This is a genomic window from Bordetella flabilis, assembly GCF_001676725.1.
Taxonomy (GTDB): domain Bacteria; phylum Pseudomonadota; class Gammaproteobacteria; order Burkholderiales; family Burkholderiaceae_B; genus Bordetella_C; species Bordetella_C flabilis.
The window spans coordinates 5,157,058-5,182,178 of record NZ_CP016172.1 but is presented as its reverse complement, the minus strand read 5'-3'; the positions used below and the strand labels follow the sequence as shown (position 1 = coordinate 5,182,178).

General features: G+C 68.2%; 21 protein-coding genes. 11 read left to right on the top strand and 10 right to left on the bottom strand.

What is annotated here, in order from left to right:
* Positions 1 to 180 precede the first annotated feature (180 nt).
* From BAU07_RS23095 to BAU07_RS23085, 3 genes are read right to left on the bottom strand one after another with little or no spacing between them, the layout of a single operon-like run.
* Complete coding sequence (locus BAU07_RS23095) at positions 181 to 1,077, bottom strand: LysR family transcriptional regulator (RefSeq protein ID WP_066662974.1); 897 nt, start codon at positions 1,075 to 1,077, stop codon at positions 181 to 183.
* Between the two features lie 59 nt (positions 1,078 to 1,136).
* A complete protein-coding gene (glpK, locus tag BAU07_RS23090) occupies positions 1,137 to 2,696 on the bottom strand; it encodes a glycerol kinase GlpK (protein WP_066662972.1) in 1,560 nt (519 codons plus the stop codon).
* On the bottom strand, positions 2,686 to 4,074 hold the full coding sequence (locus tag BAU07_RS23085) for a DHA2 family efflux MFS transporter permease subunit (protein WP_198168946.1): 1,389 nt from the start codon (positions 4,072 to 4,074) through the stop codon (positions 2,686 to 2,688). The genes glpK and BAU07_RS23085 overlap by 11 nt, the downstream gene beginning before the upstream one ends.
* 171 nt (positions 4,075 to 4,245) lie before the next feature.
* Here BAU07_RS23085 and BAU07_RS23080 point away from each other — a divergent pair, with 171 nt between their 5' ends.
* From BAU07_RS23080 to BAU07_RS23065, 4 genes are all read left to right on the top strand, one after another.
* Positions 4,246 to 4,434: a DUF3460 family protein gene (locus BAU07_RS23080; protein WP_066662968.1), complete on the top strand. Its 189-nt coding sequence runs from the start codon at positions 4,246 to 4,248 to the stop codon at positions 4,432 to 4,434.
* Between the two features lie 17 nt (positions 4,435 to 4,451).
* Positions 4,452 to 5,339, top strand: a complete 888-nt coding sequence (locus BAU07_RS23075; protein WP_066662965.1) for a segregation and condensation protein A — start codon at positions 4,452 to 4,454, stop codon at positions 5,337 to 5,339.
* Between the two features lie 44 nt (positions 5,340 to 5,383).
* Positions 5,384 to 6,226, top strand: coding sequence for a pantoate--beta-alanine ligase (panC, locus tag BAU07_RS23070; RefSeq protein WP_066662953.1), 843 nt, complete (start codon positions 5,384 to 5,386; stop codon positions 6,224 to 6,226).
* 127 nt (positions 6,227 to 6,353) lie between these two features.
* Positions 6,354 to 6,587 carry a response regulator transcription factor gene (locus BAU07_RS23065; protein WP_084025940.1) on the top strand — a complete coding sequence of 78 codons (234 nt, stop codon included), beginning with the start codon at positions 6,354 to 6,356 and terminating at the stop codon, positions 6,585 to 6,587.
* A gap of 34 nt (positions 6,588 to 6,621) precedes the next feature.
* Here the strand turns inward: BAU07_RS23065 and BAU07_RS23060 are convergent, their stop codons facing one another.
* Positions 6,622 to 7,422, bottom strand: coding sequence for a copper resistance protein NlpE N-terminal domain-containing protein (locus BAU07_RS23060; RefSeq protein ID WP_084025939.1), 801 nt, complete (start codon positions 7,420 to 7,422; stop codon positions 6,622 to 6,624).
* A 266-nt stretch (positions 7,423 to 7,688) separates the two neighbouring features.
* Between BAU07_RS23060 and BAU07_RS23055 the strand changes: the two genes are divergently transcribed.
* From BAU07_RS23055 to BAU07_RS23025, 7 genes are all read left to right on the top strand, one after another.
* A complete protein-coding gene (locus tag BAU07_RS23055; protein WP_066662951.1) occupies positions 7,689 to 8,474 on the top strand; it encodes a prepilin peptidase in 786 nt (261 codons plus the stop codon).
* A 61-nt stretch (positions 8,475 to 8,535) separates the two neighbouring features.
* The gene (gene coaE, locus BAU07_RS23050) at positions 8,536 to 9,183 is read left to right on the top strand and encodes a dephospho-CoA kinase (protein ID WP_066662948.1); all 648 of its coding nucleotides are present in this window, start codon (positions 8,536 to 8,538) and stop codon (positions 9,181 to 9,183) included.
* 65 nt (positions 9,184 to 9,248) lie between these two features.
* Positions 9,249 to 9,995 (top strand): cell division protein ZapD, encoded by a 747-nt coding sequence (gene zapD / locus BAU07_RS23045; RefSeq protein WP_066665664.1) that lies wholly within the window; start codon positions 9,249 to 9,251, stop codon positions 9,993 to 9,995.
* Between the two features lie 119 nt (positions 9,996 to 10,114).
* On the top strand, positions 10,115 to 11,446 hold the full coding sequence (locus BAU07_RS23040; RefSeq protein ID WP_066662945.1) for an MdtA/MuxA family multidrug efflux RND transporter periplasmic adaptor subunit: 1,332 nt from the start codon (positions 10,115 to 10,117) through the stop codon (positions 11,444 to 11,446).
* Positions 11,443 to 14,553, top strand: coding sequence for an MdtB/MuxB family multidrug efflux RND transporter permease subunit (locus BAU07_RS23035; RefSeq protein WP_066662943.1), 3,111 nt, complete (start codon positions 11,443 to 11,445; stop codon positions 14,551 to 14,553). The genes BAU07_RS23040 and BAU07_RS23035 overlap by 4 nt, the downstream gene beginning before the upstream one ends.
* Positions 14,550 to 17,663 carry a multidrug efflux RND transporter permease subunit gene (locus BAU07_RS23030; protein ID WP_066662941.1) on the top strand — a complete coding sequence of 1,038 codons (3,114 nt, stop codon included), beginning with the start codon at positions 14,550 to 14,552 and terminating at the stop codon, positions 17,661 to 17,663. The genes BAU07_RS23035 and BAU07_RS23030 overlap by 4 nt, the downstream gene beginning before the upstream one ends.
* Positions 17,660 to 19,309, top strand: a complete 1,650-nt coding sequence (locus tag BAU07_RS23025) for an efflux transporter outer membrane subunit (protein ID WP_084025938.1) — start codon at positions 17,660 to 17,662, stop codon at positions 19,307 to 19,309. Before BAU07_RS23030 ends, BAU07_RS23025 begins: the two co-directional genes overlap by 4 nt.
* Here the strand turns inward: BAU07_RS23025 and BAU07_RS23020 are convergent.
* From BAU07_RS23020 to BAU07_RS22995, 6 genes are all read right to left on the bottom strand, one after another.
* On the bottom strand, positions 19,287 to 20,255 hold the full coding sequence (locus BAU07_RS23020) for a Nudix family hydrolase (protein ID WP_066662939.1): 969 nt from the start codon (positions 20,253 to 20,255) through the stop codon (positions 19,287 to 19,289). The genes BAU07_RS23025 and BAU07_RS23020 overlap by 23 nt on opposite strands.
* Complete coding sequence (locus BAU07_RS23015) at positions 20,248 to 21,117, bottom strand: ATP-binding protein (RefSeq protein WP_066662931.1); 870 nt, start codon at positions 21,115 to 21,117, stop codon at positions 20,248 to 20,250. Before BAU07_RS23015 ends, BAU07_RS23020 begins: the two co-directional genes overlap by 8 nt.
* Positions 21,118 to 21,186: 69 nt before the next feature.
* Positions 21,187 to 22,413 (bottom strand): bifunctional glutamate N-acetyltransferase/amino-acid acetyltransferase ArgJ, encoded by a 1,227-nt coding sequence (argJ, locus tag BAU07_RS23010; protein ID WP_066662925.1) that lies wholly within the window; start codon positions 22,411 to 22,413, stop codon positions 21,187 to 21,189.
* Between the two features lie 133 nt (positions 22,414 to 22,546).
* Positions 22,547 to 23,587, bottom strand: a complete 1,041-nt coding sequence (locus BAU07_RS23005; RefSeq protein WP_066662923.1) for a hypothetical protein — start codon at positions 23,585 to 23,587, stop codon at positions 22,547 to 22,549.
* A gap of 27 nt (positions 23,588 to 23,614) precedes the next feature.
* A complete protein-coding gene (locus tag BAU07_RS23000; RefSeq protein WP_066662921.1) occupies positions 23,615 to 24,103 on the bottom strand; it encodes a MarR family winged helix-turn-helix transcriptional regulator in 489 nt (162 codons plus the stop codon).
* Positions 24,100 to 25,005 carry an alpha/beta hydrolase gene (locus BAU07_RS22995; RefSeq protein ID WP_066662919.1) on the bottom strand — a complete coding sequence of 302 codons (906 nt, stop codon included), beginning with the start codon at positions 25,003 to 25,005 and terminating at the stop codon, positions 24,100 to 24,102. The genes BAU07_RS23000 and BAU07_RS22995 overlap by 4 nt, the downstream gene beginning before the upstream one ends.
* Between the last annotated feature and the right edge of the window lie 116 nt (positions 25,006 to 25,121).

The window sequence follows — 25,121 nt, the reverse complement described above, 5'->3', positions numbered from 1 at the left end:
TCCCCTCGGCTGCTGCTGCACCACGGGGCACAGTGTGCCGCAGCCGCTGCGGGCGCGGAATGCCCGATTCGCCAAGGGGGGCTTCCACGAACGCGAAAGCCCCCTGGCGGGGTTTCCACGAATGTGAAAGCCTCCACCGGGAGGCTTCAACGAACGTGAAAGCCCGGCGCCGATGGAGCCTTATTGCGCCGCGCGCAATTGGGCCAGCAGCATGCGCGGCGCCAATGCCAGCGTTTCCGCGTCGCGCACGGCCAGCAGCAGCCAGCGGCGCGTCCAGTCGTCGATCAGCGGGACCAGCCGCAGTTGCATGGACCGCGCGTGCGGTTCCGCGGCGATGCGCGGCAGCACGCCGATGCCCCGGGTGGCCACCACCATGCGGCAGATGGCGTCGAAGCTGCGCACCTGGATGCGCAGCTTCATCGGCATGTCCAGCTTGGTACAGGCGTCGGCGAGCAGGATGGCCAGCGATGTGCTGGGCGGCAGGCTGACGTAGTCGTACTCCAGCGTTTCGGCGAAGGCGACATTGGCGCGCCCCGCCAGCGGGTGGCTGTCGGGCACGACCAGCATCAGTTCGTCGCGCTTGTAGGGAAAGGTCTGCAAGCCGGCATCGTGGGTGTGTTCGCCGAAGATGCCGATGTCGGCGCGGTTCTCCGCCACGGCGGCGATGACCTCGGTGCTGTTCTGTTCTTCCAGATCGATGCGCACGGCCGGATGGTCGGTCATGAAACGCGACAGGTCGTCCGGCAGGAATTGCGTGATGGACGAGGTGTTGGCGGCGATGCGCACCTGGCCGCGTACGCCCTGCGCGTAGTCGGAGAGCGTGCCGGCCATCTGGTCGACTTCCTGCAGGATGCGGGTGGCGTGCGCCAGGCAGGCGCGGCCCGCATCGGTCAGGTCCACCCCCGCCGCCTTGCGAAAGAGCAGGGGCGTGCCGAGCGCGGCTTCAAGATCGGAGATGCGTTTGCTGGCCGCCCCGACGGCCAGGCGCGCCTGCCGCGCCCCGGCCGAAATACTGCCCAGCCGGGCGACGGAGGCGAACAGCGCTAGCGTGACGAGGTCGATGCGGGCCAGGTTCATGGCCACGATTGTAGGGGTAGACCCGGCGCGGCAATGCTGCACCGCGGGCCCCCGCTGGGCTAGCCGCCGGCGCCCGCGGCCCAGCCCTTGCACAAGGCCACGGCCTGTCCCCAGCGGCGCAGCCGTGCCTCGCGCCGGTCGGCCGACCAGGCCGGCTCGAAGCGCCGCTCCGCCTGCCATTGCGCGGCGAAGGCGTCCATGTCGTCCCAGAAGCCGACCGCCAGCCCCGCCAGGCCCGCCGCGCCGCGCGCGGTGGATTCCGATACACGCGGGCGCACCACCGGCACGCCGAGGAGATCGGCCTGCATCTGCATGAGCAGATCGTTGCGCGCCGCCCCGCCGTCCACCCGCAGCTCGGACAGCTCGATGCCGCAATCGGCCTTCATGGCGATCAGCAGTTCCGCGCTCTGCAGGGCGATCGATTCCAGCGTGGCGCGGGCCACGTGGGCGCGGCTGGTGCCGCGCGTCAGTCCCACCATCGTGCCGCGCGCGTAGGGATCCCAATGGGGCGCGCCCAGCCCGGCGAAGGCCGGCACCAGGAACACGTCTTCGGTGCCGGCCACGCTGCCCGCCAGCGCTTCCACATCTTCGGACCGCTGGATGATGCCGAGCCCGTCCCGCAGCCATTGCACGGCCGCCCCGGCCATGAAGACCCCGCCTTCCAGCATGAAGGTCGGCGTCCACGCGGGCTGCGCGCCGGCGAACACCTGGGCGTCGGCGCCGTCGTCCACGGGGCGAGGCAGGCCCCAGCCCACCGTGGACAGCAGGCGGTTGCGCGACGTGACGGGCTTGTCGCCCACGTTCATCAGCATGAAGCAGCCGGTGCCGTAGGTATTCTTGGCCATGCCGGGCTTGAAGCATGCCTGCCCGAAGGTGGCGGCCTGCTGGTCCCCGGCGACCCCGGCGATGCGAATGGCGCCCCCGAACCACTGCGGCTGGGTCTGCGCCACCACCGCGCTGCTGGGCGCGATCGACGGCAGCACGCTGCGCGGGATGTTCAGGCATTCCAGCAGTTCGTCGCTCCAGTCCTGCTTGTGGATGTCGAACAGCAGCGTGCGCGATGCATTGCTGGGGTCCGTGCTGTGCACCTTGCCGCCGGTCAGTTGCCAGATGAGCCAGGTATCGATGGTGCCGAAGGCGACTTCCCCGCGTTCGGCCGCCGCCCGGGCACCCGGTACGTTGTCCAGCAGCCAGGCCAGCTTGGTGCCGGCGAAATAGGCGTCCAGTACCAGGCCGGTGCGGGCCTGGAGGAATTCCCCGCGGCCTTCCTGGCGCAGGCGGTCGCAGGTTTCAGCGGTGCGGCGATCCTGCCAGACAATGGCATGGGCCAGGGGCCGGCCGGTGGCGCGGTCCCAGATCAGCGTGGTTTCGCGCTGGTTGGTGATGCCGATCGCCGCGATATCGGCGGCCGTCGCGCCGGCATTGCGCAAGGCTTCGCGCGCGACCTCCAGCTGGCTGCGCCAGATCTCGCCGGCATCGTGTTCCACCCAGCCGGGATGCGGATAGAACTGACGGAATTCGCGCTGACCCATCCCGCACGCCTTGCCGGCGCGGTCGAAGACGATAGCGCGGGAACTGGTCGTGCCCTGGTCCAGGGCCAGGATGTATTCATTCTTCATCGTCGCTGCGCACCTTGCGTCCGTTCAACTGGTTGCCCGCCGCCGGGTCGAGCCGGCGGAATGAAAAGAAGGATGCCGCGCACAGCAGCCCCACCACCACGAAGCCGCTGACGATATCGCCCACCACCAGGCGGTCCGCCCCGCGCAGCGCCATGCTGACATTCAGGGTGACCGCGGCCACGCCGACGCCCAGGCTGACGCCCAGTTGCTGCGCCATCGCGGCGAAGCTGCTGGCGCGGCTCATCTGCGCGGGGCCGATATCGGCATAGGTCAATGCATTGACCCCGGTGAATTGCAGGGACCGGAAGAAGCCGCCGATCAGCAAGGTCAATATGATCAGCCAGACCGGCGTCGTGGGACGGAACAGTGCGCAGACGGCGATGAAGGCGCCGGTGAGCAGGGCATTGACCATCAGCACCCGCCGAAAGCCGAAGTGACGCACGATGGGGGTGGCGACGAATTTCATCAGCATGGCGCCCGCCGCGCTGGCGAAGGTGATCATGCCGGCGGAAAACGGCGACAGGCCGAAGCCGACCTGCAGCAGCATGGCCAGCAGGAAGGGCGTCGCGCCCACCGAAAAGCGGCACAGGTTCCCGGCCAGGGTCGAGATCGCGAAGGTGGGGGTGCGCATCAGCGACAGGTCGATGATCGGGTGCGGCACCTTGCGCGAATGCCGCACGTACCAGAAGCCGCAGACCAGCCCGACGGCGATCAGGGCCATGAGTTGGGCATTGGACATGACGTCGCGTCCCAGCGCCTCGAAGCCGCTCACCAGGGTCGCCAGGCAGATGCCGCTGAGCAGGAAGCCCAGCCAGTCCAGCGGCGGGACGCCTTTTTCGCGGATCTCGCGGATGTAGCGCAGGATGAGCGCCACGCCCAGTATCCCCATGGGGACATTGATCAGGAAGATCCAGTGCCAGGACGCGTAGGTCACCAGGAAGCCGCCCAGCGGCGGCCCGATGACCGGGCCCAGCAGCGCCGGAATGGACAGGAAGGACATCGCCTTGAGCAGATCTTCCTTGGGCACCGTGCGCAGCAGGATAATGCGGCCCACGGGCACCATCATGGCCCCCGCGATGCCCTGCGCGATGCGCGACAGTACCAGCTGCGCCAGGTCCTGCGACAGCGCGCAGGCCACCGAGCTGGCAGTGAAGAGCACGATGGCCGCGATGAAGACGCGCCGGGCGCCGAAGCGATCGGCGGCCCAGCCGCTGACCGGGACGAACACCGCCGCGGCCAGCAGGTAGGACGTGATGGCCACGTTCAGCCGCACCGGCGTGGAGCCCAGCGACGCCGCCATCGCCGGCAGCGCGGTGGCGACCACGGTGGCGTCGAGCATCTGCATGAACAGCGCACACCCCACGATGAAGGGGATCATCTTGGCCGCGCGCAAGGCGGCGGGATCGGCGAGTGGGGGTGCGGAGGCCAGTGTCTTGGTGGACATGTCGGGGGAGGGGCGGGGGCGGCGGCTTGCCGGGCCATTGTAACGCCGCGCCTCCCGCGGCCTGAAGTAAACTGGTGGCAACGCAACTCATCCAGCATCGGTTCCATGGCCCAGAACTACGAGTCGGAAATCACCCGTTTCCTCAAGGACTACAAGAAGACGCACCCGGACGTGGAAAAGCGGCAGCGCGAAGGACGCGGACTGCTGTGGGACAAGCCCCAGGATCCGGAGCTGCTCGAACAGTTCCGCGCGGCCCGCGTGCCGCAGAGGCCCTACGTGTACCAATCCGAGTGAGCCGGCACCCATCGTCCATGCCGCAGAACGCCTCCGTATCGGGCAAGGACCTGGCGGCGCTCGTGGAGCCGCCGGTGGATAGCACGCCGGACGTGGTCGACAGCGTGGCCTTCGCTCGCCTGTACGGCGAGCCGCTGTTCCAGCTTCCCACGGACCTGTATATCCCGCCCGATGCGCTGGAGATCTTCCTGGAGGCCTTCGAAGGGCCGCTGGACCTGCTGCTTTACCTGATACGCAAGCAGAACTTCAATGTGCTGGACATCCCCATGGCGGATGTCACGCGGCAATACCTGTCGTATGTGGACCAGATCCGCGTGCACAACCTGGAGCTGGCGGCCGAGTACCTGCTGATGGCCGCCATGCTGATCGAGATCAAGTCGCGCATGCTGCTGCCGGTCAAGAAAAGCGATACCGGCGAAGAGGTCGAGGATCCACGTGCCGAACTGGTGCGCCGCCTGCTGGAATACGAGCAGATGAAGCTGGCCGCGCAAAAGCTGGACGCGCTGCCCCAGATGGGCCGCGATTTCCAGCGGGCGCAGGCGGTGGCCGACCTCAGCGTCGAGCGCGCGATGCCGGATGTCAGCGCGGAAGACCTGCGCCAGGCCTGGGCCGACATCATGAAGCGGGCCAAGCTCAATGCCCACCACCACATCACGCGCGAGCAGCTTTCCGTGCGCGACCACATGACGCACATCCTGCGCCGGCTCGGCGACGTGCGCTACATGGAGTTCACCGAGATGTTCATGGAGCGCCTGGACGAAGGCGCCCCGGCCGCCGTGGTGGTCGTCCATTTCATTGCCATGCTCGAACTGGCGCGCGAATCCCTGCTGGAGATCACGCAGGCGGAACCGTACGCGCCCATCTACGTGCGCCTGGCCTATACCAGCGTGGCGGCGGCGGCCTGACGTCGGCGCGGCGCCCACGCGGCGCTCACTCCCGGAGACACCCCTTGAAAGTCGTACATAGCATCCAGGAACTGCGCGATCACTTGCGTGGGCAGAACCGGGTTTCCTTCGTGCCCACGATGGGCAATCTGCATGAAGGCCACCTGGCGCTGATGAAGCTGGCGCGCCAGCATGGCGATCCGGTGGTCGCCAGTATCTTCGTCAACCGTTTGCAGTTCGGGCCGTCCGAAGACTTCGACCGCTACCCGAGAACCCTGGCGCAGGACATCGAAAAGCTCGAACGCGACCGCGACGTCTACGTGCTGTTCGCGCCGGACGAGCGCGAGATGTACCCCGAACCGCAGAACTACCGCGTGCGTCCGCCGGACGACCTGGGCGACATCCTGGAAGGCGAATTCCGCCCCGGCTTTTTCACCGGCGTGTGCACCGTCGTGCTGAAGCTGTTTTCCTGCGTGCAGCCGCGCGTCGCGGTATTTGGCAAAAAGGATTACCAGCAATTGATGATCGTGCGCGCGATGTGCCGGCAGTTCCAGCTTCCGGTGGAGATCGTGGCGCACGAGACCGTGCGCGCAGCGGACGGCTTGGCGCTGTCTTCGCGCAACCGCTTCCTGAGCGACGCGGAACGCGCCGAGGCGCCGCGCCTGTACGCCGAGCTGCAGGCGCTGCAGCAACAACTGGGAGCCGGCCACCGCGATCCCGTCGCGCTGGAAGCCCAGGCCACCGCGGCCCTGGCCGCGCGCGGCTGGCAGGTGGACTACATTGCCGTGCGGCGGCGCCGCGACCTCAAGGCGCCCGACGACGCGGACATCGCCGGCGGCGAACCGCTGGTGGCCCTGGCGGCGGCCAAGCTGGGAACGACCCGGCTCATCGACAATCTGGAGCTGTAGGCAGGGGCGGGGGCCAGCATCTGTACTGCTCCCTGTGCCAAATCCATCACCCTGTCAGAACTGACAGCTTACGGTGCCATGGGTGCCATGCAAGACTACTCGCCGATCCATCACAAGCGAGACCAGCATGGGCTATCTGCAAGAGCGCGGGCCGGTCGGGACGGCCCCGCTGACACCGCGCGAACGTGACGTCGCCACTTATCTCGTCGCGGGAAAATCGAACAAGTACATCGCCATCGAGCTGAATATTTCTTCGCGTACGGCCGAGGCGCATCGCGCCCGCATTTTTCGCAAGATGGGCGTGCGCAATGCGATGGAGTTGGCGTGCCGCATGTGTCCGCATGCGCGTTGCAACGACTGACGTCGCTGCCGACGCGCCCGGGCGCGCCGGGGCCTCAGGGGCAACGGGGCGGCGTCTGCTTGGCCAGTTCGGTGATCGGATCCAGGTCCGGCTGGCGCGTCAGGGTGTAGTTCAGGTTCGGGGTGACGCCGGCGATGGCGCGCAGACGCAGCACATTGTTGGCGGAGACGATGAACTCGGCGCGGTTGTTGCCGTCGGCGCCGGTCAGGAACACGCGCGGCGGCTTTTCGTCGGTGACCTCCCAGCAGCCTTGCTCGGCGACCGGCTTTTCCTGGTGCGGCGAATTGTCCAGGTATGCGGAGCGGCCGCGCCAGCGTCCATTGGGCGCGAGCGTCAGCGTGATGCGCTGGGCGTCGCACTGCATGCCGGTCGCGAAACAGGGCAGGGTGCCGACATAGGTCTGCGGCTGCGGCACGAGACCGCGTTCCTGCGTGCGCGCCGATGCCGGCGCCGGGGCATCCCCGCCGCCATCGGCCGATGCCACCGCCGGCGGCGGGACGGGTTGGCCGTCTTCGGCGGTATTCCCTTCCTGCATGGCGCGGGCGCGCTGGGCTTCCAGCTGCTGTTGCTGCGTGGGCGTCGGCGCCTTGAGGTCGATCTGCAATTGCGAGGGCGCGCGCACCACTTGGCGGTATCCCGCGCCCGTGCCCATGTACTGGGCGTCGGTCACCGTGCTGGCGACCGGCGGATCATAGTAGCCGGCCTGTCTTTGCTCCGCGCAGGCCGCCAGGAGGGCCGTGGCGAGCACGGCCAGCGTCAATGCCGCACGGCGCGGAATATGCGCGGACGGCGCGCGCGGAGCGGGGTCTTCGGAGGCGGGAGCGAGGGCGGGCATGGCGATGTACCAAGTTAAACAGATCTGCACAATTCTACGCATGATTGCTCTGCCGCGGCGCAGCGGCGCGAGCGTTGAATCGTGAAATGGCACGGCATTGAACAATTTGCGACATGCCGGAATAATGCCGGGCGGCCGTCCCGGCGCGGGCCGTCGGGCGCGGCATGGCGGCCGCGGCGACGCGTGCGCAGGGCGGCGAGATGACCGCGTTCGCGCATTCCCCGGCTGGCCGGCAATAGCCCGCGCCGGTATTTCATAGGACATCCGTGGCTATCGATCCGCAATCGGCCATCTGGCTTGCCGCGGTGCTGGGCCTAGTGGTTGGCACCTGCCTTGCCGCGCTGCTGCGCCGCCTGCCCCGCATACAGGGCGATGATTGGGACAGGGCCTGGCCGCGGCCGTGGCGGGTCGACAGTGCTTGTCACAGTTGTGGCGCGGCCCTGCGCGGATGGCCGCGGCTGCCGGTGCTGGGATGGTTGTTCGGCCCGGGCCGCTGCGGCGCCTGCCGGGCCCCCGTCGCCGCGCGCGGCGTCCTGGTCGCCTTGCTGACCGCCGTGCTGTTTGCCTTGTGCGCGTGGCGTTTCGGGCCGGGATACGCCGCCCTCTGCGCCATGGTGCTGGTGGCCGCGCTGGTGGCCCTGGCATGGATCGATGCGCAAACCGGGCTGCTGCCCGACGTCGTGACGCTGCCGCTGATGTGGGCAGGGCTGCTGGTCAACACCATGCAGGTTTTTGCGACGCCGGTCGACGCCATCCTGGGCGCGGCCGCCGGCTATCTATTCCTGTGGGCGATCTACCAGGGGTTCCGGCTGGCCACCGGGCGCGAAGGCATGGGCTACGGCGACTTCAAGCTGCTCGCGGCCCTGGGCGCATGGCTGGGCCTGCCCGCGCTGCCGGCAGTCCTGATCGCCGCGTCCATGGCCGGGGTCATCGTCGGGATGGCGTTGATCCTGATGCGCAGGATCAAGCGCAACCAGCCGCAACCGTTCGGGCCATATCTCGCATTGGCTGGTATCGTTGGCCTCCTGGCGACCGGACTGCATATCGGGTGAGTCGATCGCGACGCGGTCGCGGCAAGACGGCGAGACGACAAGACGGAACACAAGAAGGGACATGGCTCAGCAGCAGATCGCACCTCCACGCTTGAAGATCGGCCTCACCGGCGGCATCGGCTCCGGCAAGAGCCATGTGGCGGCGCTCCTGGCGTCCTGGGGCGCGACGGTGATCGATACGGACGAGGTCTCGCGTGCCCTGACGGCACCGGGCGGAGCCGCGATGTCCCGGATACTGGCTGCCTTCGGACCGCAGGCGATGCGCGCGGACGGCGGCATGGACCGCGACTGGATACGCGAGCAGGCTTTTGCCGATTCCGCCGTCCGGGCACGCCTGGAAAGCATCCTGCACCCTTTGATTTTTCGCGAGACGCTGGCCGCGGGACTGCAGGCCGCGGGATGCTACGTCGTGTTCGTCGTGCCCTTGCTGGTGGAGTCCGGGCGCTGGAAGGACCACGTCGATCGGGTGTGCGTGGTCGATTGCGACCCGGATACGCAGGTGCGCCGCGTGCAGCGCCGCAGCGGGCTGACGATCGACACCATAGAGCGTATTATGGCGGCACAGGCCGAGCGGGGCACCCGGCTGGCCGCGGCGGACGACGTCATCCTGAATGACGGCGATACGTCGATGGATACGCTGCATGCGCGGACGAAGGCAATGCACGACCAATGGTGCGCCCTGGCGCCGGTATCGGGCCGCGCCGCATGATGCGCGCGGCATCCCATGACAACTCCGGTCTTCGCGACCGGTTCTACGACGGGCCTGTATCGAGCGTGATCCTTTACGAATATCCCTTCAACGAGCGCATCCGGGCGTATCTGCGCCTGGAATACCTCTTCGACCGGTTGTTCTATTTCGCACGCCCTGGCGATCCCAAGAATCACCAGATTGCCGTCGCCACGATTTTCGATATCCTCGATGCCATCGAACGCACGGACGTCAAGAGCGCCGTGCTGCAGGATATCGAGCGGCAGCGGCTGCAATTGGTGCCCCTGCGCAATCACCCCGGCGTGGCGCAGGACGCCTTGGAAGCCATGCTGCGCGACATGGAAAAGACCAGTAACGCCCTGTCCACGCAGGGCAAGACCGGGCAGCCCTTGCGGGAAAACGAATGGCTGGTCAGCCTGCGCGGCCGCCTGGCCGTGCCGGGCGGCGCCACCCAGATCGAAATGCCTTCGTACTACGCCTGGCAGCGTAAGCCGGAGGAAGTACGCTGTGCCGACCTGCAAGCGTGGATCGCGCCCCTGCTGCCCTTGCACGAGGGCCTGACCATCGGCCTGCGCCTGCTGCGCGAATCCGGCCGCCGCGCCGAAGCCGTGGCGGAACAGGGCGCCTACCAGCAGATGCTGGGCGGCAAGGTGCATCAGCTGCTGCGCGTCTGGATCGATGGCGAGACCGGGGTATTCCCCGAGATCAGCGCCAATAAGTACATGATCTGGATACGATTCTCCACGCAGGATGGCGAATTGAAGCCGCAGCAGGTGTCGCGCGACGTCCGTTTCGAGATGTCCCTGGCCTGACCCTGCCCTTCCGTGGCCGGATTCCTGTTGCGGGCGATTTCAATCCGGGCAGGCCAGCTATAAAACCGCCCCCGGTGTAGTGGACAATAGCGGGTCTCCGCAGCGTCCCCTATGGCCTCATGTCCCAACGTCCTTCCGTATCCCCGCCCCCCCGGACACGCCGGCGCGTCCTGGCCTGGCTCGTGGTCATCCTTGTCGTCGCGGGTATCGCCTGGCTGGTATTGCGCCACAAGACCGGCGGCGAACAGAACGGCCAGGCGCGCGTCGGCGCGGCCGGCCATCGCCCCGCCGGCGCGGCGGGTGCGGGTGGCGCCCGGCCCGCCGGTCGCCAGGGCGCCATGGCCGGCATGGTCGAGCCCGCCGTCCCGGTGCGGGTCTATGCGGCGTCGACGCAGGACGTGGATATTTCCCTGCCCGCGCTGGGCACGGTGACCGCGTACAACACGGTGACGGTGCGCAGCCGGGTGGACGGCGAGCTGGTCCAGGTGAATTTCAAGGAAGGGCAACGCGTCAAGGCCGGCGACGTCCTGGCGCAGATCGACCCGCGTCCGTTCAATGTGCAGTTGCAGCAGGCGCTGGGCCAGCAGCAGCAGAACCTTGCCCAGCTGGAGAATGCGCGGCGCGACCTGGCCCGCTACCAGGCCCTGTACAAGCAGGATTCCATTGCCCGGCAGCAGGTCGACACGCAAGCCGCCCTGGTGCGCCAGTTCGAGGGCACGATCAAGACCGACCAGGCCAACGTGGACAACGCGCGGCTGCAACTGACTTTCGCGCGGATTACCGCGCCTATCGACGGCCGGCTCGGCCTGCGCCAGGTCGACCCGGGCAACCTCGTGTCCTCCGGCGACACCACCGGCCTGGTGGTCATCACGCAGACGCAGCCCATCGCGGTGATCTTTACCCTGCCGGAGACGCAGTTGCCGGACGTGCGCGACCAGCTGCGCGCCGGCAAAACGCTGCGGGTGGATGCCTACGACCGCGCCAACGTCAAGCGGCTGGCGACCGGGGTGCTCGAAACGCTGGACAACCAGATCGATGTCACCACGGGCACGGTCAAGCTCAAGGCGCGCTTCGACAATGCCGACGACGCCCTGTTTCCCAACCAGTTCGTCAATGTCCGCCTGCTGGTCGAGACGCGTAAAGCACAGACCGTCATCCCCAGCGGTGCGGTGCAGCGCGGCTCGCAAGGGCCGTTCGTGTTCGTGGCGCAGCCCGACAATACCGTGGTGGTGCGGCCCTTGAAGCTGGGGCCGGTCAGCGGCGAACTGGTGGTCGTTACCGACGGCCTGCAACCGGGTGAGCGGGTAGTCACCGAAGGCACGGACCGGCTGCGTGCCGGCGCCCGGGTCGAGGTGGTCACCGATGCCAGCACCATTTCGCCGACGCCCGGCGCATCGCTCGGCGCGTCGCCGGCGACTTCGCCGACCGCGCCCGCCCGGACGACGCCGTGAGTCCATCGCGCATCTTCATCCTGCGCCCGGTCGCCACCACCCTGTCGATGGTGGCGATCCTGATCGCCGGCCTGATCGCCTACCGGCTGCTGCCGGTCTCGGCGCTGCCGGAAGTCGACTATCCCACCATCCAGGTGGTGACGCTGTATCCGGGCGCCAGCCCGGACGTGATGACGTCGCTGGTGACCTCGCCGCTGGAGCGGCAGTTCGGCCAGATGCCCGGCCTGAACCAGATGTCGTCCACCAGTTCAGGCGGCGCATCGGTGATTACGCTGCAGTTCAGCCTGGATATCTCGCTGGACGTCGCCGAGCAGGAAGTCCAGGCGGCCATCAATGCCGCGTCCAACCTGCTGCCGAACGACCTGCCGCTGCCGCCGACCTACAACAAGGTCAACCCGGCGGACGCCCCGGTCCTGACGCTGGGCATCACGTCCCCGACCATGCCGCTGCCGCAGGTGCGCGACCTGATCGATACGCGGATGGCGCAGAAGCTGTCGCAGATCCCGGGCGTGGGGCTGGTCAGCATTGCCGGCGGGCAGCGGCCCGCGGTACGGGTGCAGGTCAATCCGCAGGCCCTGGCGGCCAACGGACTGGCGATGTCGGACCTGCGCACCGCCGTGGTCGCCGCCAACGTGAACCAGCCCAAGGGCAACCTCGACGGCCCGCAGCGCTCGACCACCATCAACGCCAATGACCAGTTGAAGTCGCCCACCGACTACAACGACCTGATCATCGCCTACCGCAATAACGCGCCGCTGCGTCTGTCGGATGTGGCCAAGGCCGTGCAGGGCGCCGAGGACGTGCGGCAGGCGGCGTGGGCGGGCGACAAGCCGGCCATCCTGCTGAACGTGCAGCGCCAGCCGGGCGCCAACGTTATCGACGTGGTGGACCGTATCAACGCGCTGTTGCCGCAGTTGCGCGCGTCGCTGCCCGCCACGCTGGACGTGACGGTGGTGGCCGACCGCACGCAGACCATCCGCGACTCCATCCACGATGTGCGCTTCGAGCTGCTGCTGTCCATCGCGCTGGTCGTGATGGTGACCTTCGTATTCCTGCGCAGCGTCACCGCGACCTTGATTCCCAGCGTGGTGGTGCCCCTGTCGCTCATCGGCACCTTCGGCGTGATGTACCTGGCCGGCTTCAGCGTGAACAACCTGACGCTGATGGCGCTGACCATCGCGACCGGCTTCGTCGTGGATGACGCCATCGTCATGATCGAAAACATCGCGCGCCACCTGGAAGAGGGCGAGACGCCCTTGCAGGCGGCGCTGAAGGGTGCGGGACAGATCGGTTTCACGCTGATTTCGCTGACATTTTCGCTGATCGCCGTGCTGATCCCGCTGCTCTTCATGACCGAAGTGGTGGGCCGGCTGTTCCGCGAGTTCGCCATCACGCTGGCGGTGTCCATCCTGATCTCGCTGCTGGTGTCGCTGACGCTCACGCCCATGATGTCGGCCCGGCTGCTGCGTCCGGAGTCGGAGGCGCGCCATGGCCGCTTCCATCGCGCCACCGGGGCGCTGATCGATCGCACCATCGCCGGCTACGACCGCATGCTGACCAAGGTGCTGAATCACCAGACGCTTACCCTGCTGGTGGCCGTCGGCACCTTCGCGCTGACGGCCCTGCTGTACATGGCCGTGCCCAAGGGCTTTTTCCCGCCGCAGGACACCGGGCTGATCCAGGCCATCACCCAGGCGCCGCAATCGATATCCTTCCAGGCCATGGCGCAGCGCCAGCAAGAGGCCGCGCGCATCATCCTGGCCGATCCGGATGTACGCACCGTGTCGTCGTTCATCGGCGTGGACGGCAGCAATGCCACGCTGAGCGCCGGCCGTATCCAGATCGCGCTCAAGCCGCAGTCCGAGCGCAGCGGCTCGCTGTCCGTGGTGCTGGCGCGCCTGCGCGAGTCGCTGGCCGGCATGCAGGGCATGACGGTCTATATGCAGCCGGTCCAGGACCTGACCATCGAGGACCGCGTCAGCCGCACCCAGTACCAGATGACGCTGTCCAATCCGGACCTGAAGCTGCTCAGCGCCTGGACGCCGCGCGTAGTCGAGCGGCTGAGCCAGTTGCCGCAACTGGCCGACGTGACGGATGACCTGCAGGACGAAGGGCTGGAAACCTATGTCGATATCGACCGGGATGCGGCCTCGCGGCTGGGCATTACCGCGGCCGTGATCGACGAGGCGCTGTACAACGCCTTCGGCCAGCGGCTTATTTCCACCATCTTCACGCAGTCGGCGCAGTACCGCGTGGTGCTGGAGGTGGAGCCGCAGTTCAGCCGCGGCCCGGACGCGCTGGCGCAGATCTATGTGCCCACCTCCACGGGATCGCAGGTGCCGCTGTCCAGCGTGGCGCGCATCAGCGAATCGCGGACGGTGCTGGCCGTGAACCGGCTGGACCAGTTCCCCATGGTCACCGTGTCCTTCAACCTGGCGCCTGGCGCGTCCTTGTCGGATGCCGTGCAGGCGATCCAGGCGGCCGAGCGCGACCTGGCCTTGCCGGCCGGCATCGAAACGCGGTTCCAGGGCGCCGCCCAGGCGTTCCAGAACTCGCTGACCAGCACGCTGTGGCTGATCCTGGCCGCCATCGTGACCATGTACATTGTGCTGGGCGTCCTGTACGAAAGCTTCATCCATCCGGTGACCATCCTGTCGACCCTGCCGTCGGCGGGGGTGGGCGCGCTGCTGGCCCTGCTGCTGACGCGCACCGAACTGGACATGATCGGCATCATCGGCATCATCCTGCTGATCGGCATCGTCAAGAAGAACGCCATCATGATGATCGACTTCGCGCTGGAGGCCGAGCGCAAGCGCGGCCTGGCGCCGCGCGAGGCAATCCATGAAGCGGCCCTGCTGCGGTTCCGTCCCATACTCATGACCACGCTGGCGGCCTTGTTCGGCGCGGTGCCGCTGATGCTGTCCACCGGCACCGGCGCGGAACTGCGCCAGCCCCTGGGCCTGGTGATGGTGGGCGGGCTGCTGGTCAGCCAGGTGCTGACGCTGTTCACCACGCCGGTCATCTACCTGATGTTCGACCGCCTGTCGCGCCGCTGGGCCTCGCACAGGCAGGCGCGGCGCGCCGCCGGCGAAGGAACGGCGCGATGATCCTGTCCGCGCCCTTCATCGTCCGGCCGGTGGCGACGACGCTGCTGTCCCTCGCGGTGGTGCTGGCGGGGGCGCTGGCTTTCGTGCTGTTGCCGGTGGCGCCCCTGCCGCAGGTGGATATCCCGACCATTTCGGTATCGGCCAGCCTGCCCGGCGCCAGTCCGGAAACCATGGCGTCCAGCGTGGCCACGCCGCTGGAGCGCGCGCTGGGCTCGATCGCCGGCGTCACTGAAATGACGTCCAGCAGTACGCAGGGCACTACCCGCATCACGCTGCAGTTCGACCTGGACCGCGATATCGACGGCGCCGCGCGCGATGTGCAGGCCGCCATCAACGCATCGCGCACCCTGTTGCCCAGCGGCCTGAAAAGCAACCCTACGTACCGCAAGGCGAATCCGGCCGCCGCGCCGATCATGATCCTGGCCATGACGTCGGACACGCGCACGCAGGGCGAGCTGTACGACCTGGCCTCCACCATCGTGGCGCAGAAGTTGTCGCAGGTCAGCGGCGTGGGCGACGTGACCGTGGGCGGAAGCTCGCTGCCGGCGGTGCGGGTGGACGTGCTGCCCGGCGCGCTGACCAGCCGCGGCGTGTCGCTGGACGATGTCCGCACCACGCTGGCCAACGCCAATGCCAACCGGCCCAAGGGCTTCGTGGAGAACGGCGACTACCAGTGGACCATCATGGCCAGCGACCAGCTCAGCAAGGCGGCCGATTACCGTCCGCTGATCGTCGCATGGCGCAATGGCGCTCCCGTGCGGCTGTCCGATGTGGCCACCGTGGAAGACTCCGTGGAGGATCTCTACCAGACCGGCTTCTTCAACAACCAGAAAGCCATCCTGCTGATCGTGCGGCGCGAGGCCGCCGCCAACATCATCAAGGTGGTGGACGAGTTGCGCGAACGCCTGCCCGAGCTGCAGGCCCAGATGCCGGGCGACGTGCGGCTGGAGGTCGCGCAGGACCGTACGCCCAGCATCCGATCGTCCCTGCACGAGGCCGAGATGACCCTGGTGATCGCCGTCGGCCTGGTGATGATGGTGGTGCTGGTTTTCCTGCGGCGCTGGCGCGCGGCGCTGATCCCCAGCGTGGCGGTGCCCGTGTCGCTGGTGGGTACCTTCTGCATCATGTACCTGTGCGGCTACACCCTCAACACGATCTCGCTGATGGCGCTGATCGTGGCGACCGGCTTCGTGGTCGACGATGCCATCGTGGTGCTGGAAAACATCACGCGCTATATCGAAAAAGGCATGTCGCCGCTGCGTGCCTCGCTGCGCGGCGCCCGCGAAATGGGCTTCACGGTGCTGTCCATGAGCCTGTCGCTGGTGGCGGTATTCATTCCCATCCTGCTGATGGGCGGCGTGGTCGGGCGCTTCTTCCGCGAATTCGCCGTTACGCTGTCGGCCGCGGTGCTGGTGTCGCTGGTGACTTCGCTGACGCTGACGCCCATGATGTGCGCGCGGCTGCTGCGCGCCGATGCGGGGAACGAGCGGCCACCGGGACGGCTGGCGCGCTGGTCCGAGCAAGGCTTCGCCGCGCTGAGCGCCGGCTACGCCCGCACCCTGACATGGAGCCTGAACCATGGCCCCCTGGTCATCGTGGTGCTGCTGCTGACCGTGACCCTGAACGTCTACCTGTACATCGCCGTGCCCAAGGGCTTCTTCCCGAACCAGGATACCGGGCAGCTGCTGGGCTTCTTCCGCGTGGACCAGGGCACCTCGTTCCAGGCCACCGTGCCCAAGCTCGAATACATGCGCAAGGTGGTGCTGTCCGATCCCGCGGTGCAGACCGTGACCGGCTACGCCGGCGGGCGCGGGGGCAGCAACAGCAGCTTCATGCTGCTCCAGCTCAAGCCCCTGTCCGAACGCGGCGTGTCGGCCGAGCAGGTCATCGAGCGGCTGCGCGGGCGGCTGCAAAGCATACCGGGCGCACGCATGTTCCTGGTGGCCCAGCAGGATATCCGCATTGGCGGCCGCCAGAGCAGCACGGGTTCGTACGACTACGCGCTGATGGCCAGCGACCTGTCCACGCTGCGCACCTGGATGCCGCGCGTGCAGCAGGCCCTGGCGCGGCTGCCCGAACTGGCCGACGTGGACACGGACGTCGAGGACAAGGGCCAGCAGGTGAACCTGGTGATCGACCGCGAGGCGGCGACGCGTCTGGGCGTCAGCATGTCGGATATCTCGGCCGTGCTGAACAACTCCTTCAGCCAGCGCCAGGTGTCGGTGATGTACGGGCCGCTGAACCAGTACCACGTCGTGCTGGGGGTCAGGCAAAGCTTTGCGCAGAACGCGCAGTCGCTGGACAAGGTGGACGTGGTCACGAGCAGCGGCGCGCGCGTGCCCCTGGCGTCATTCGCCTCTTTCGAGGTGGGCAGCGCGCCGCTCAGCGTGCAGCACCAGGGCCTGTTCGTGGCCGACACCGTGTCCTTCAGCCTGGCGCCCGGCGTGTCGCTGGGCCAGGCCAGCGAGGCCATCGATGCCGCCATCGCGCGCATCGGCTTGCCGACGGACCAGATCCAGGCCAGCTTCCAGGGCACGGCTGCCGCCGCGCAGCAGACGCAGTCGCAGCAGCCGCTGCTGATCCTCGCCGCGCTGGTCACCATGTATATCGTGCTGGGCATCCTGTACGAGAGCTTCGTCCATCCCTTCACGATCCTGTCGACACTGCCCTCGGCCGGGATCGGCGCGCTGCTGGCGCTGATGCTGGTGGGCAGCGAATTCACCGTCATCGCGCTGATCGGCGTCTTCCTGCTGATCGGCATCGTCAAGAAGAACGCCATCATGATGGTGGATTTCGCGCTGGCGGCCGAACGAACACAGGGACTGCCGCCGCGCGAGGCGATTTTCCAGGCCTGTATCACGCGCTTCCGGCCGATCATGATGACCACGCTGGCCGCCATCTTCGGCGCGCTGCCGCTGGTGGTGTCCACCGGCACCGGCGCGGAGATCCGCCAGCCGCTGGGCATCACCATCGTCGGCGGACTTGTCGTCAGCCAGGTGCTTACGCTGTACACCACGCCGGTGGTGTATCTCTACCTGGATCGTCTACGCCATTGGGCGCGGCGTCGCCGTGCGGCACGCACCGTCGCCCCCTCCACGGATTATTCATGAGCCGCTCGTCCGCTTATCGCATACCCACCGCCGCGCCGCGGTTGCTTACGGTCCTGGCCCTGTGTGCGGCCCTGGGCGCCTGCGCGGTGGGGCCGGATTACGTGCGCCCCACGGTGGACACCGGCCTTGCGTACAAGGAAGGCCAGGAGGACACGCCGGGCTGGAAGCCCGCCCAACCCGGCGACCAGGCCGATCGCGGCGCCTGGTGGCAGGTTTACCAGGACCCGGTCCTGGATGACCTGATGCGCAGGCTCGATGCGGCCAACCTGGATATCGCGCAGGCCGAGGCCAACTATCGCCAGGCGCAGGCGCTGGTGCGCGGGGCGCGCGCGGCCTTCTTTCCCACCGTCGGCGTGGGCGCCGGCGTGACGCGGTCCGGCGGCGGCGTGGGCACGGGATCGAGCTCCGCCGGCGGAAGCAATGTCGGCAACAGCTACTCCCTGACCGGCACGGTGAGTTGGGAAGCGGACCTCTGGGGATCGGTACGGCGCTCGGTGGAGGCCAGCCGCGCCGGCGCCCAGGCCAGTGCGGCGGACCTGGGGGCCGCGCGCTTGAGCGCGCAGAGTACGCTGGCCCAGGATTACTTCCAACTGCGCGTCCTGGATGAACAGCAGCGCCTGCTGCAGGAAACGGTGGACACCAACGCGCGCTCGTTGCAGATGACCGTCAATCGCTACGAAGCGGGCGTGGCCGGCAAAAGCGATGTGGCGGTGGCGCGGACCCAGCTGGAGAATACGCGGGCGCAATTGATCGACCTGGAGTGGCAGCGCGGCCAGTTCGAGCATGCCATCGCCGTGCTGCTGGGCGAGGCGCCTTCGAAGTTCGCGCTGGCACCCACGCCTTTCACGCAGCGGGTGCCCTCCATTCCCGTGGGCCTGCCTTCGCAATTGCTCGAACGCCGGCCGGATGTGGCAGGCGCGGAACGGCGCACGGCGCAGGCCAACGCCCAGATCGGCGTCGCCCAGGCGGCATGGTTTCCGGACCTGACGCTGAGCGCCGACGGCGGTTTCCGCAGCGGGCAGTTCGCGCAGTGGCTGACGGCGCCGGCGCGCTTCTGGTCGATCGGCCCTGCGCTGGCGCAGACCCTGTTCGATGCCGGCCTGCGGGCCTCCCAGGTCGAGTCGGCCCGCGCGGCCTATGACGCGCAGGCCGCGGCCTATCGCCAGATCGTGCTGGGGGCATTGCGCGAAGTCGAGGACACCATGATCCAGCTGCGCGTGCTGGACCGCGAGCAGGCGGTGCAGCGGCGTGCCCTGGAGGCCGCGCGCGAGTCGCTGGAGCTCAGCCGCAACCAGTACAAGCAGGGCCTGATCGATTACCTCGATGTGGCGGTGCTGGAGAACACCGCGTTGAACGCCGAGCGCAGCGCGATTTCGCTGGTCGGCAACCGCCTCATCGCCAGCGTGCAGTTGATCGCCGCCCTGGGCGGCGGCTGGAACGGCGACGTCGATACACCCGAGATGCCGCAGGGCGCTTCGGCTGCGGCGCCCGGCCCGGCGCCCGCCAGTACCGGCGCGGCAACCGTGCCGGCGCCAGCGCCGGCCAGCACAGCCACCACTGTCGCGCCAGCCGCGGCGCCCGGTACAGGCGGAGCGGCCGGGGTATTGCCCGCGGGCGACGCGCCTACGACCCGAACACGCCCCTGATCGCCGCGATGCCGTGCGCGCCGTGCTGCTGCGCGGCTGCGACGGTGTGCAGGCCCTGGCCGCCGATGGCATAGGCCGGCAGCCCGGCGTCGCGGTTGATCTCCGTGAAGGCCTGCCAGCCCAGCGCCGGCTGGCCGGGATGGCTGGCCGTCTCCGCCACCGGCCCGACCACGGCGAAATCCGCGTCCAGCCGCCGGGCCTGCGCCATCTGGGCGGGGTCATGCGCCGAGACGCCGACCCAATGGCCTTCGGAAGGCAGCGGCCGCTGCGCCAGCGCGGCGGCGTCGGCGGCGCGCAGGTGCACGCCATCGGCTTCGCGCCACCAGGGTTCCGGGTGGACGCTATTCACCAGCACGCGCGCGCCGGCGCTCCTGCAGTGTTGCAGGACTTGCGCCAGGGCTTGGTGCAGGCTGTGCGCGTCCGGCCCATCCGGCCAGCCCGGTTCGCGCAGTTGCACCAGGCGCAGGCCGCGGTCGAGCGCCGTGCGCAGCCGCGCCAGGAAGCCGGGCAGCCCGGCCGGCGTGCCGATATTGGAAATGCCATACACCCCCGGCAACCGCAGCCAGCGCAAGGGCGGGAGGGTGGCGGGCAGCAGTTCGCCCACCGTCTGGGCGTGCGCAGGCTCCACCCATTCCAGGCGCTGGTTTTCCAGGCCACGCGGTTCGCCCTTCCAGCCGGTGACCCGGCAGAACGCCAGCCGCACCGTGGTATGCGGATAGGCATGCACATAGGTGACCCAGCGCGTCGCCTCGGTGACCTGGATGCCGAGCTCTTCGTCGAGTTCGCGCGCCAGCGCTTGCAGCACGGTTTCGCCGGGTTCCAGTTTGCCGCCCGGCAGTTCCCACCAGCCGGCCCAGGGCTTGCCCTCGGGCCGCTGGCCCAGCAGCAGCTTGCCGTCGGACCGCAGGATCAGCCCGGCGGCGACATCCACGATCTGGTCAGACATGGCGCGCCGCCCAGTCGCGGGCAAACTGGTACGCCACGCGCCCGGAGCGCGAGCCGCGTTCAATGGTCCACTGCAAGGCCTCGGTACGCGAGGGCGCGATGTGTTCTTCCGGGCAGCCCAGCTCGCGCAGCCAGTGGTACACGATGTCCAGGTAGTCGTCCTGGCGGAAGGGGTAGAACGACAGCCACAGCCCGAAGCGCTCGGACAGCGAAATCTTTTCCTCGACGGTCTCGCCAGGATGGATTTCCCCGTCGGGCTGGTGCTTGGCCTGCAGGTTTTCGCTCATGTACTCCGGCATCAGGTGTCGGCGATTGGACGTCGCGTAAATCAGCACGTTGTCGCCGGACGCCGCGACCGAGCCGTCCAGCACCGATTTCAGCGCCTTGTAGCCGGCTTCGCCTTCCTCGAACGAGAGGTCGTCGCAGAACACGATGAAGCGCTCGGGCCGCGCGCCGACCAGCTCGACGATATCGGCCAGGTCGCCCAGGTCGGATTTATCGACTTCGATCAGCCGCAGGCCACGGTCCGCATAGGTGGCGAGCATGGCCTTGACCAGGGAACTCTTGCCCGTGCCGCGCGCGCCGGTCATCAGCACGTTGTTGGCCGGCTTCTTTTCCAGGAACTGTTGGGTATTGCGGTCGATCACCGCTTTCTGCCGTTCGATGTGCTGGAGGTCGTCCAGGTCGATGCGCGCGACGTGGCGCACGGCGTCCAGCCAGCCGCGCGATCCGCGCTTGCGCCAGCGAAAGGCGCGGGCGCTCCAGTCGATATCGGGCGGGGCGGGCGGCAGGTAGGCTTCGAGTTGCGCCAGCACACGTTCGGCGCGAACCAGGAGAGTCGCGAAATCGGCGGAAACAGTCACTTCAATATCCCTATTGGCACAACACGATCAGGGCCGGTAGTCGGGCCCCGGTGATTCGCGACCAGCAGTTCACGACCGGTAGTCGGCGTTGATGCTGACGTATTCGTGCGAGAAGTCGCAGGTGTACACGGTGTCGCTGACCTGGCCGCGCCCCAGCGCGATGCGCACCAGGATCTCGGCCTGCTTCATGACGCGCTGGCCGTCTTCCTCGCGATAGTCCGGGTTGCGGCCACCCTCGGTGGCCACCAGCACGTCGTCCAGCCACAGGCGCAGCCGGCTGACGTCCAGGTCGTCGATGCCGGCGTAGCCGATGGCCGCGAGGATGCGGCCCAGGTTGGGGTCGGAGGCGTAGAAGGCGGTCTTGACCAGGGGCGAGTGCGCCACCGCGTACGCCACCTTCAGGGCTTCCTCGGTGCTGCCGGCTTCTTCCACGCGGATGGTCATGAACTTGGTGGCGCCCTCGGCATCGCGGACGATCTTCTGCGCCAGCTCGGCCGCGGCGGCGCTCAGGGACTGCGCCAGCTCCGCATAGTGGGGGTCGCTTTCGCTGTCCACGCGCAGGCCGGACTTGCCAGTGGCGATGACGATGAAGGAGTCGTTGGTCGAGGTATCGCCGTCCACCGTGATGCGGTTGAAGGAAACGTCGGCGATCTGGCGCGTCAGTTTCTCCAGCAGAGGGCGGGCGATGGCGGCGTCGGTGGCCAGGAAGCCGAGCATGGTCGCCATGTTCGGGCGGATCATGCCGGCGCCTTTGCTGATGCCGGTGATCGTGACGACATGGCTGCCGATGGTCTTGCGGATCGAGGCGATCTTGGGCAGCGTGTCCGTCGTCATGATGCCGTGCGCGGCGTTCATCCAGTTGCCGGGCGCCAGCGCGGCGATGGCCTTGGGCAGGCCGGCCACCAGGCGGTCCACCGGCAGCGGCTCCAGGATGACGCCCGTGGAGAACGGCAGGATCTGGGTCGCTTCGACCTCGAGCAGGCCGGCGAGCGCGGCGCAGGTGGCCTGGGCCCTTTGCATGCCGTCGGCGCCGGTGCCCGCATTGGCATTGCCCGTGTTGACAACGAGCGCCGCAATGGCGCTGCCTGCCGCCAGATGGCTTTCGCACAGCTGAACGGGCGCAGCCCGGAAGCGGTTGCGCGTGAACACCCCGGCCACGGTTGCGCCGGGCGCCAGGCGAAATACCGTCAGGTCCCGTCGCCCGGCCTTGCGGATGCCGGCCTCGGCAACGCCGATGTCGACGCCCGGTACGGGGAAAATTTCGGATTCGGAGGGGATTTTGAGGTTGACGGCCATGAGCGGTGTCTCGGGTGACGGCCCGCTGTGCGGACCGGCGGTGGGCAGGAAGGACGTGGGTTCGACTGGAAACGGCGGCTGCCGAAGGACGCTTATTATCCCAGCCTTTTTCGGCCGGCGCGTCCGCAAGGGGTCACGGCGTGACGCCGATGGAGGCGAAATCGAGCACGCCGGCGGCGCGGTTGCTCATTACCGCGCGCACCGTGCCGTCCCGCGCCTGCAGGACGGACTGTCCGGCCTGGACGCTGTCGCCATCGTTGCGGTCCGCGCTGCGCCCGCGCGAGGGACTGAACACCAGGTCGCCCGGTTGCACGCCCGGCAGCGCCGCGCCCGCCGTGGCCACCCGCGTGCCGTTGGGATAGGTCATCGGCCCCAGCACATATTCCTTGCCCAGGCTGCCTTCGAACCAGACCAGCTTGCGGTTGCGGTCCAGGCGCAGTTCCGCCTTGAGCAAGGGCATGCCCGCCACCATGGCAGCCTCGCTGCCGTCGGTACGCAGCAGCCAGCCATCGACGTGCCGGAAGTCGCTGGCGGGCCGGGCGCCCTGGCGCAGCGTGACCCAGGTGCCCGCGGGCAGCGGCTGGCCGTCCAGCGTATTGCCGGCGGCCAGGTGGCAACTGCTGAAGCGCAGGCTATCGTTGTCGGCCTTGAGCTCCACCCTGTGTCCCCGTCCGCAGCGCCAGCCTTCCACGGTTTCGTCCTGCGCCAGGGTGGCCGATGCGCCGGTGGCGCGGTAGTCCTGGTCCCCCGCCTTGGCGAGGTAGCGCTGCAGGCCTGTCACGGGAATGCCGGCGACGGTCACCGGCGCCGGGAAGGTCGCGGATTCGAAAGTGTCCGGACGTTGGGGAACGTGCAGCAGCAGGCGGGTGCCGGCCGGCATGGAGATGCCCTCCAGCGTGCGGGCCTGGTCCAGGACGAGGGTATGGGCGGCGTCGCGCCGGGCGGCCCGCTGGTCATCCAGCCAGCGGGTGGCCTGGCGGGCGGGGAAGATCCCGCCGATTACGGCCAGGGCCAGCATGGCGGCGATGCGTCGGCGCGGATGGACCCTCAGGCGCAGCCGCGCCGCCCTGTTCGTGCACAGGATGGCGATCCAGGTCAGCAGCGTGGCCAGGCAGATCAGCGATACCGCGAGTATCGGATAGAAGTTCCCACCGGGCAGCGCGACCGGGATCATCGGGGTTCGGGTCGTTGAGGAGAAAAATCAGCGCGCCTGGGCGCGGCTGGCCACGACCTGCAGTTTAAGCTCTCCGAGCGCCTGGAAGAGCGCGTTGCGGCTGCTTTCGGGCAGGCCGGAAAACAAATCCTTGACCCAGGCCTCATGCGCGCGCGCCATGCGGGCGAACGTCTTGCGTCCCAGCGGGGTCAGGCGGATCAGGGAGCTGCGGCGGTCTGACGCCACCTTGGTCCGGACCACCAGGCCTTCCTTTTCGAGCTGGTCGGTAATGCCGGTGATATTGCCGTTGGTCACCATCATGTGGCGCGACAGCTCGCCCATCTTCATGCCCTTGGGCGCCCGCTGCAATTGCGCCATCAGGTCGAAGCGCGGCAGGGTGGTATCGAATTCCGCACGCAGCCGCCCGCGTATCTCGCCTTCCACCAGATTGGCGCAGGTGAGCAGGCGCAGCCACAGGCGCAGCGCATGATGGTCGTCGGGCGCGGCGCGCGATTCCAGGTCGGGCGTTTCGGTCATGGGCGTCGCCCATCCACGGCCGCTGCGGACGGCGCCCGGCCGGCCAGGCCCATCTGCGCCAGGATGGCGCGCGTGATGGGGGCCTGCGTGTCGTTCAGCCGCAGCACGATGTCGAAATGGTTGGTGCCGGGCATCGGCACGTACTGCGCATCGCCGCCCCGCGCGCGCAGCGCGGTCAGGTAATCGTCGGTCTGCCGCTTGAATTCGTCCGTCTCCGTGGCGCCGTAGCTGGCCACCACGGGACACGGCGAGGCGGGCAGATGCAGCATGGGGCTGTTGCGGGCGGCGGCTTCGGGCGTCAGCCGCATCCATTCGTTGATGTGGGTATGGATCAGCGGGGTCAGGTCGAACAGACCGGAGAGCGGCGCAGCGCCGCGGATGACGTCCGCGGGCACGCCATAGCGTTCCTGCCAGCCGTCGTTCACCAGCATGCCGGCCAGTTGGCCGCCGGCGGAACTGCCGCCCACGTGGATGCGTGCCGGGTCGCCGCCATGCAAGGCGATATGGCGATGCACCCAGGCGACCGCGCGCCGGACCTGGTCGACGATATGGTCCAGGGTAACTGCCGGCGCCAGCGAATAATTCACCGCCACGACGACCGCGCCGGCCTCGGTGAACGCCGGCGCCATGACGCTGGAGTCGTCCTTGGACAAGAGTCGCCAGTAGCCGCCATGTATGAAGACGAATACCGGCGCGTCGCCACGGGTCGAGGGGAAAATGTCCAGGGTCTCGTCGGCGTGGCCGCCATAGCGCACGTCCAGGACGCAGGGCAGGGTGGCGCGCGCATGCCGGCTTTGCTCCGCATACTGGTGCATGATCGCCGCGAAATCCGGCGCCGTGGCGCGGGCGTTGTACTGGATGTCCAGCGCGGCGCGATCGTAGTCGCGGTAGAGTAGGGCCATGGCGGGCGGCTCGTGAGCGGGTGTATTGGTAAAAACCCTAGACTTGTTCTGCGCAATACTTTAAACCTAAACTATGTCGCACGCCAGCGCGGTCGGGGGATCATAAGCGACCGGCG

Excerpts from the sequence above, each read along its gene's own strand:
- BAU07_RS23095 (WP_066662974.1), bottom strand. The coding sequence starts at position 1,077 with ATGAACCTGGCCCGCATCGACCTCGTCACGCTAGCGCTGTTCGCCTCC.
- glpK (WP_066662972.1), bottom strand. The coding sequence starts at position 2,696 with ATGAAGAATGAATACATCCTGGCCCTGGACCAGGGCACGACCAGTTCC.
- BAU07_RS23085 (WP_198168946.1), bottom strand. The coding sequence starts at position 4,074 with ATGATCCCCTTCATCGTGGGGTGTGCGCTGTTCATGCAGATGCTCGAC.
- BAU07_RS23080 (WP_066662968.1), top strand. The coding sequence starts at position 4,246 with ATGGCCCAGAACTACGAGTCGGAAATCACCCGTTTCCTCAAGGACTAC.
- BAU07_RS23075 (WP_066662965.1), top strand. The coding sequence starts at position 4,452 with ATGCCGCAGAACGCCTCCGTATCGGGCAAGGACCTGGCGGCGCTCGTG.
- BAU07_RS23065 (WP_084025940.1), top strand. The coding sequence starts at position 6,354 with ATGGGCTATCTGCAAGAGCGCGGGCCGGTCGGGACGGCCCCGCTGACA.
- BAU07_RS23060 (WP_084025939.1), bottom strand. The coding sequence starts at position 7,422 with ATGCCCGCCCTCGCTCCCGCCTCCGAAGACCCCGCTCCGCGCGCGCCG.
- coaE (WP_066662948.1), top strand. The coding sequence starts at position 8,536 with ATGGCTCAGCAGCAGATCGCACCTCCACGCTTGAAGATCGGCCTCACC.
- BAU07_RS23040 (WP_066662945.1), top strand. The coding sequence starts at position 10,115 with ATGTCCCAACGTCCTTCCGTATCCCCGCCCCCCCGGACACGCCGGCGC.
- BAU07_RS23030 (WP_066662941.1), top strand. The coding sequence starts at position 14,550 with ATGATCCTGTCCGCGCCCTTCATCGTCCGGCCGGTGGCGACGACGCTG.
- BAU07_RS23025 (WP_084025938.1), top strand. The coding sequence starts at position 17,660 with ATGAGCCGCTCGTCCGCTTATCGCATACCCACCGCCGCGCCGCGGTTG.
- BAU07_RS23020 (WP_066662939.1), bottom strand. The coding sequence starts at position 20,255 with ATGTCTGACCAGATCGTGGATGTCGCCGCCGGGCTGATCCTGCGGTCC.
- argJ (WP_066662925.1), bottom strand. The coding sequence starts at position 22,413 with ATGGCCGTCAACCTCAAAATCCCCTCCGAATCCGAAATTTTCCCCGTA.
- BAU07_RS23005 (WP_066662923.1), bottom strand. The coding sequence starts at position 23,587 with ATGATCCCGGTCGCGCTGCCCGGTGGGAACTTCTATCCGATACTCGCG.
- BAU07_RS23000 (WP_066662921.1), bottom strand. The coding sequence starts at position 24,103 with ATGACCGAAACGCCCGACCTGGAATCGCGCGCCGCGCCCGACGACCAT.
- BAU07_RS22995 (WP_066662919.1), bottom strand. The coding sequence starts at position 25,005 with ATGGCCCTACTCTACCGCGACTACGATCGCGCCGCGCTGGACATCCAG.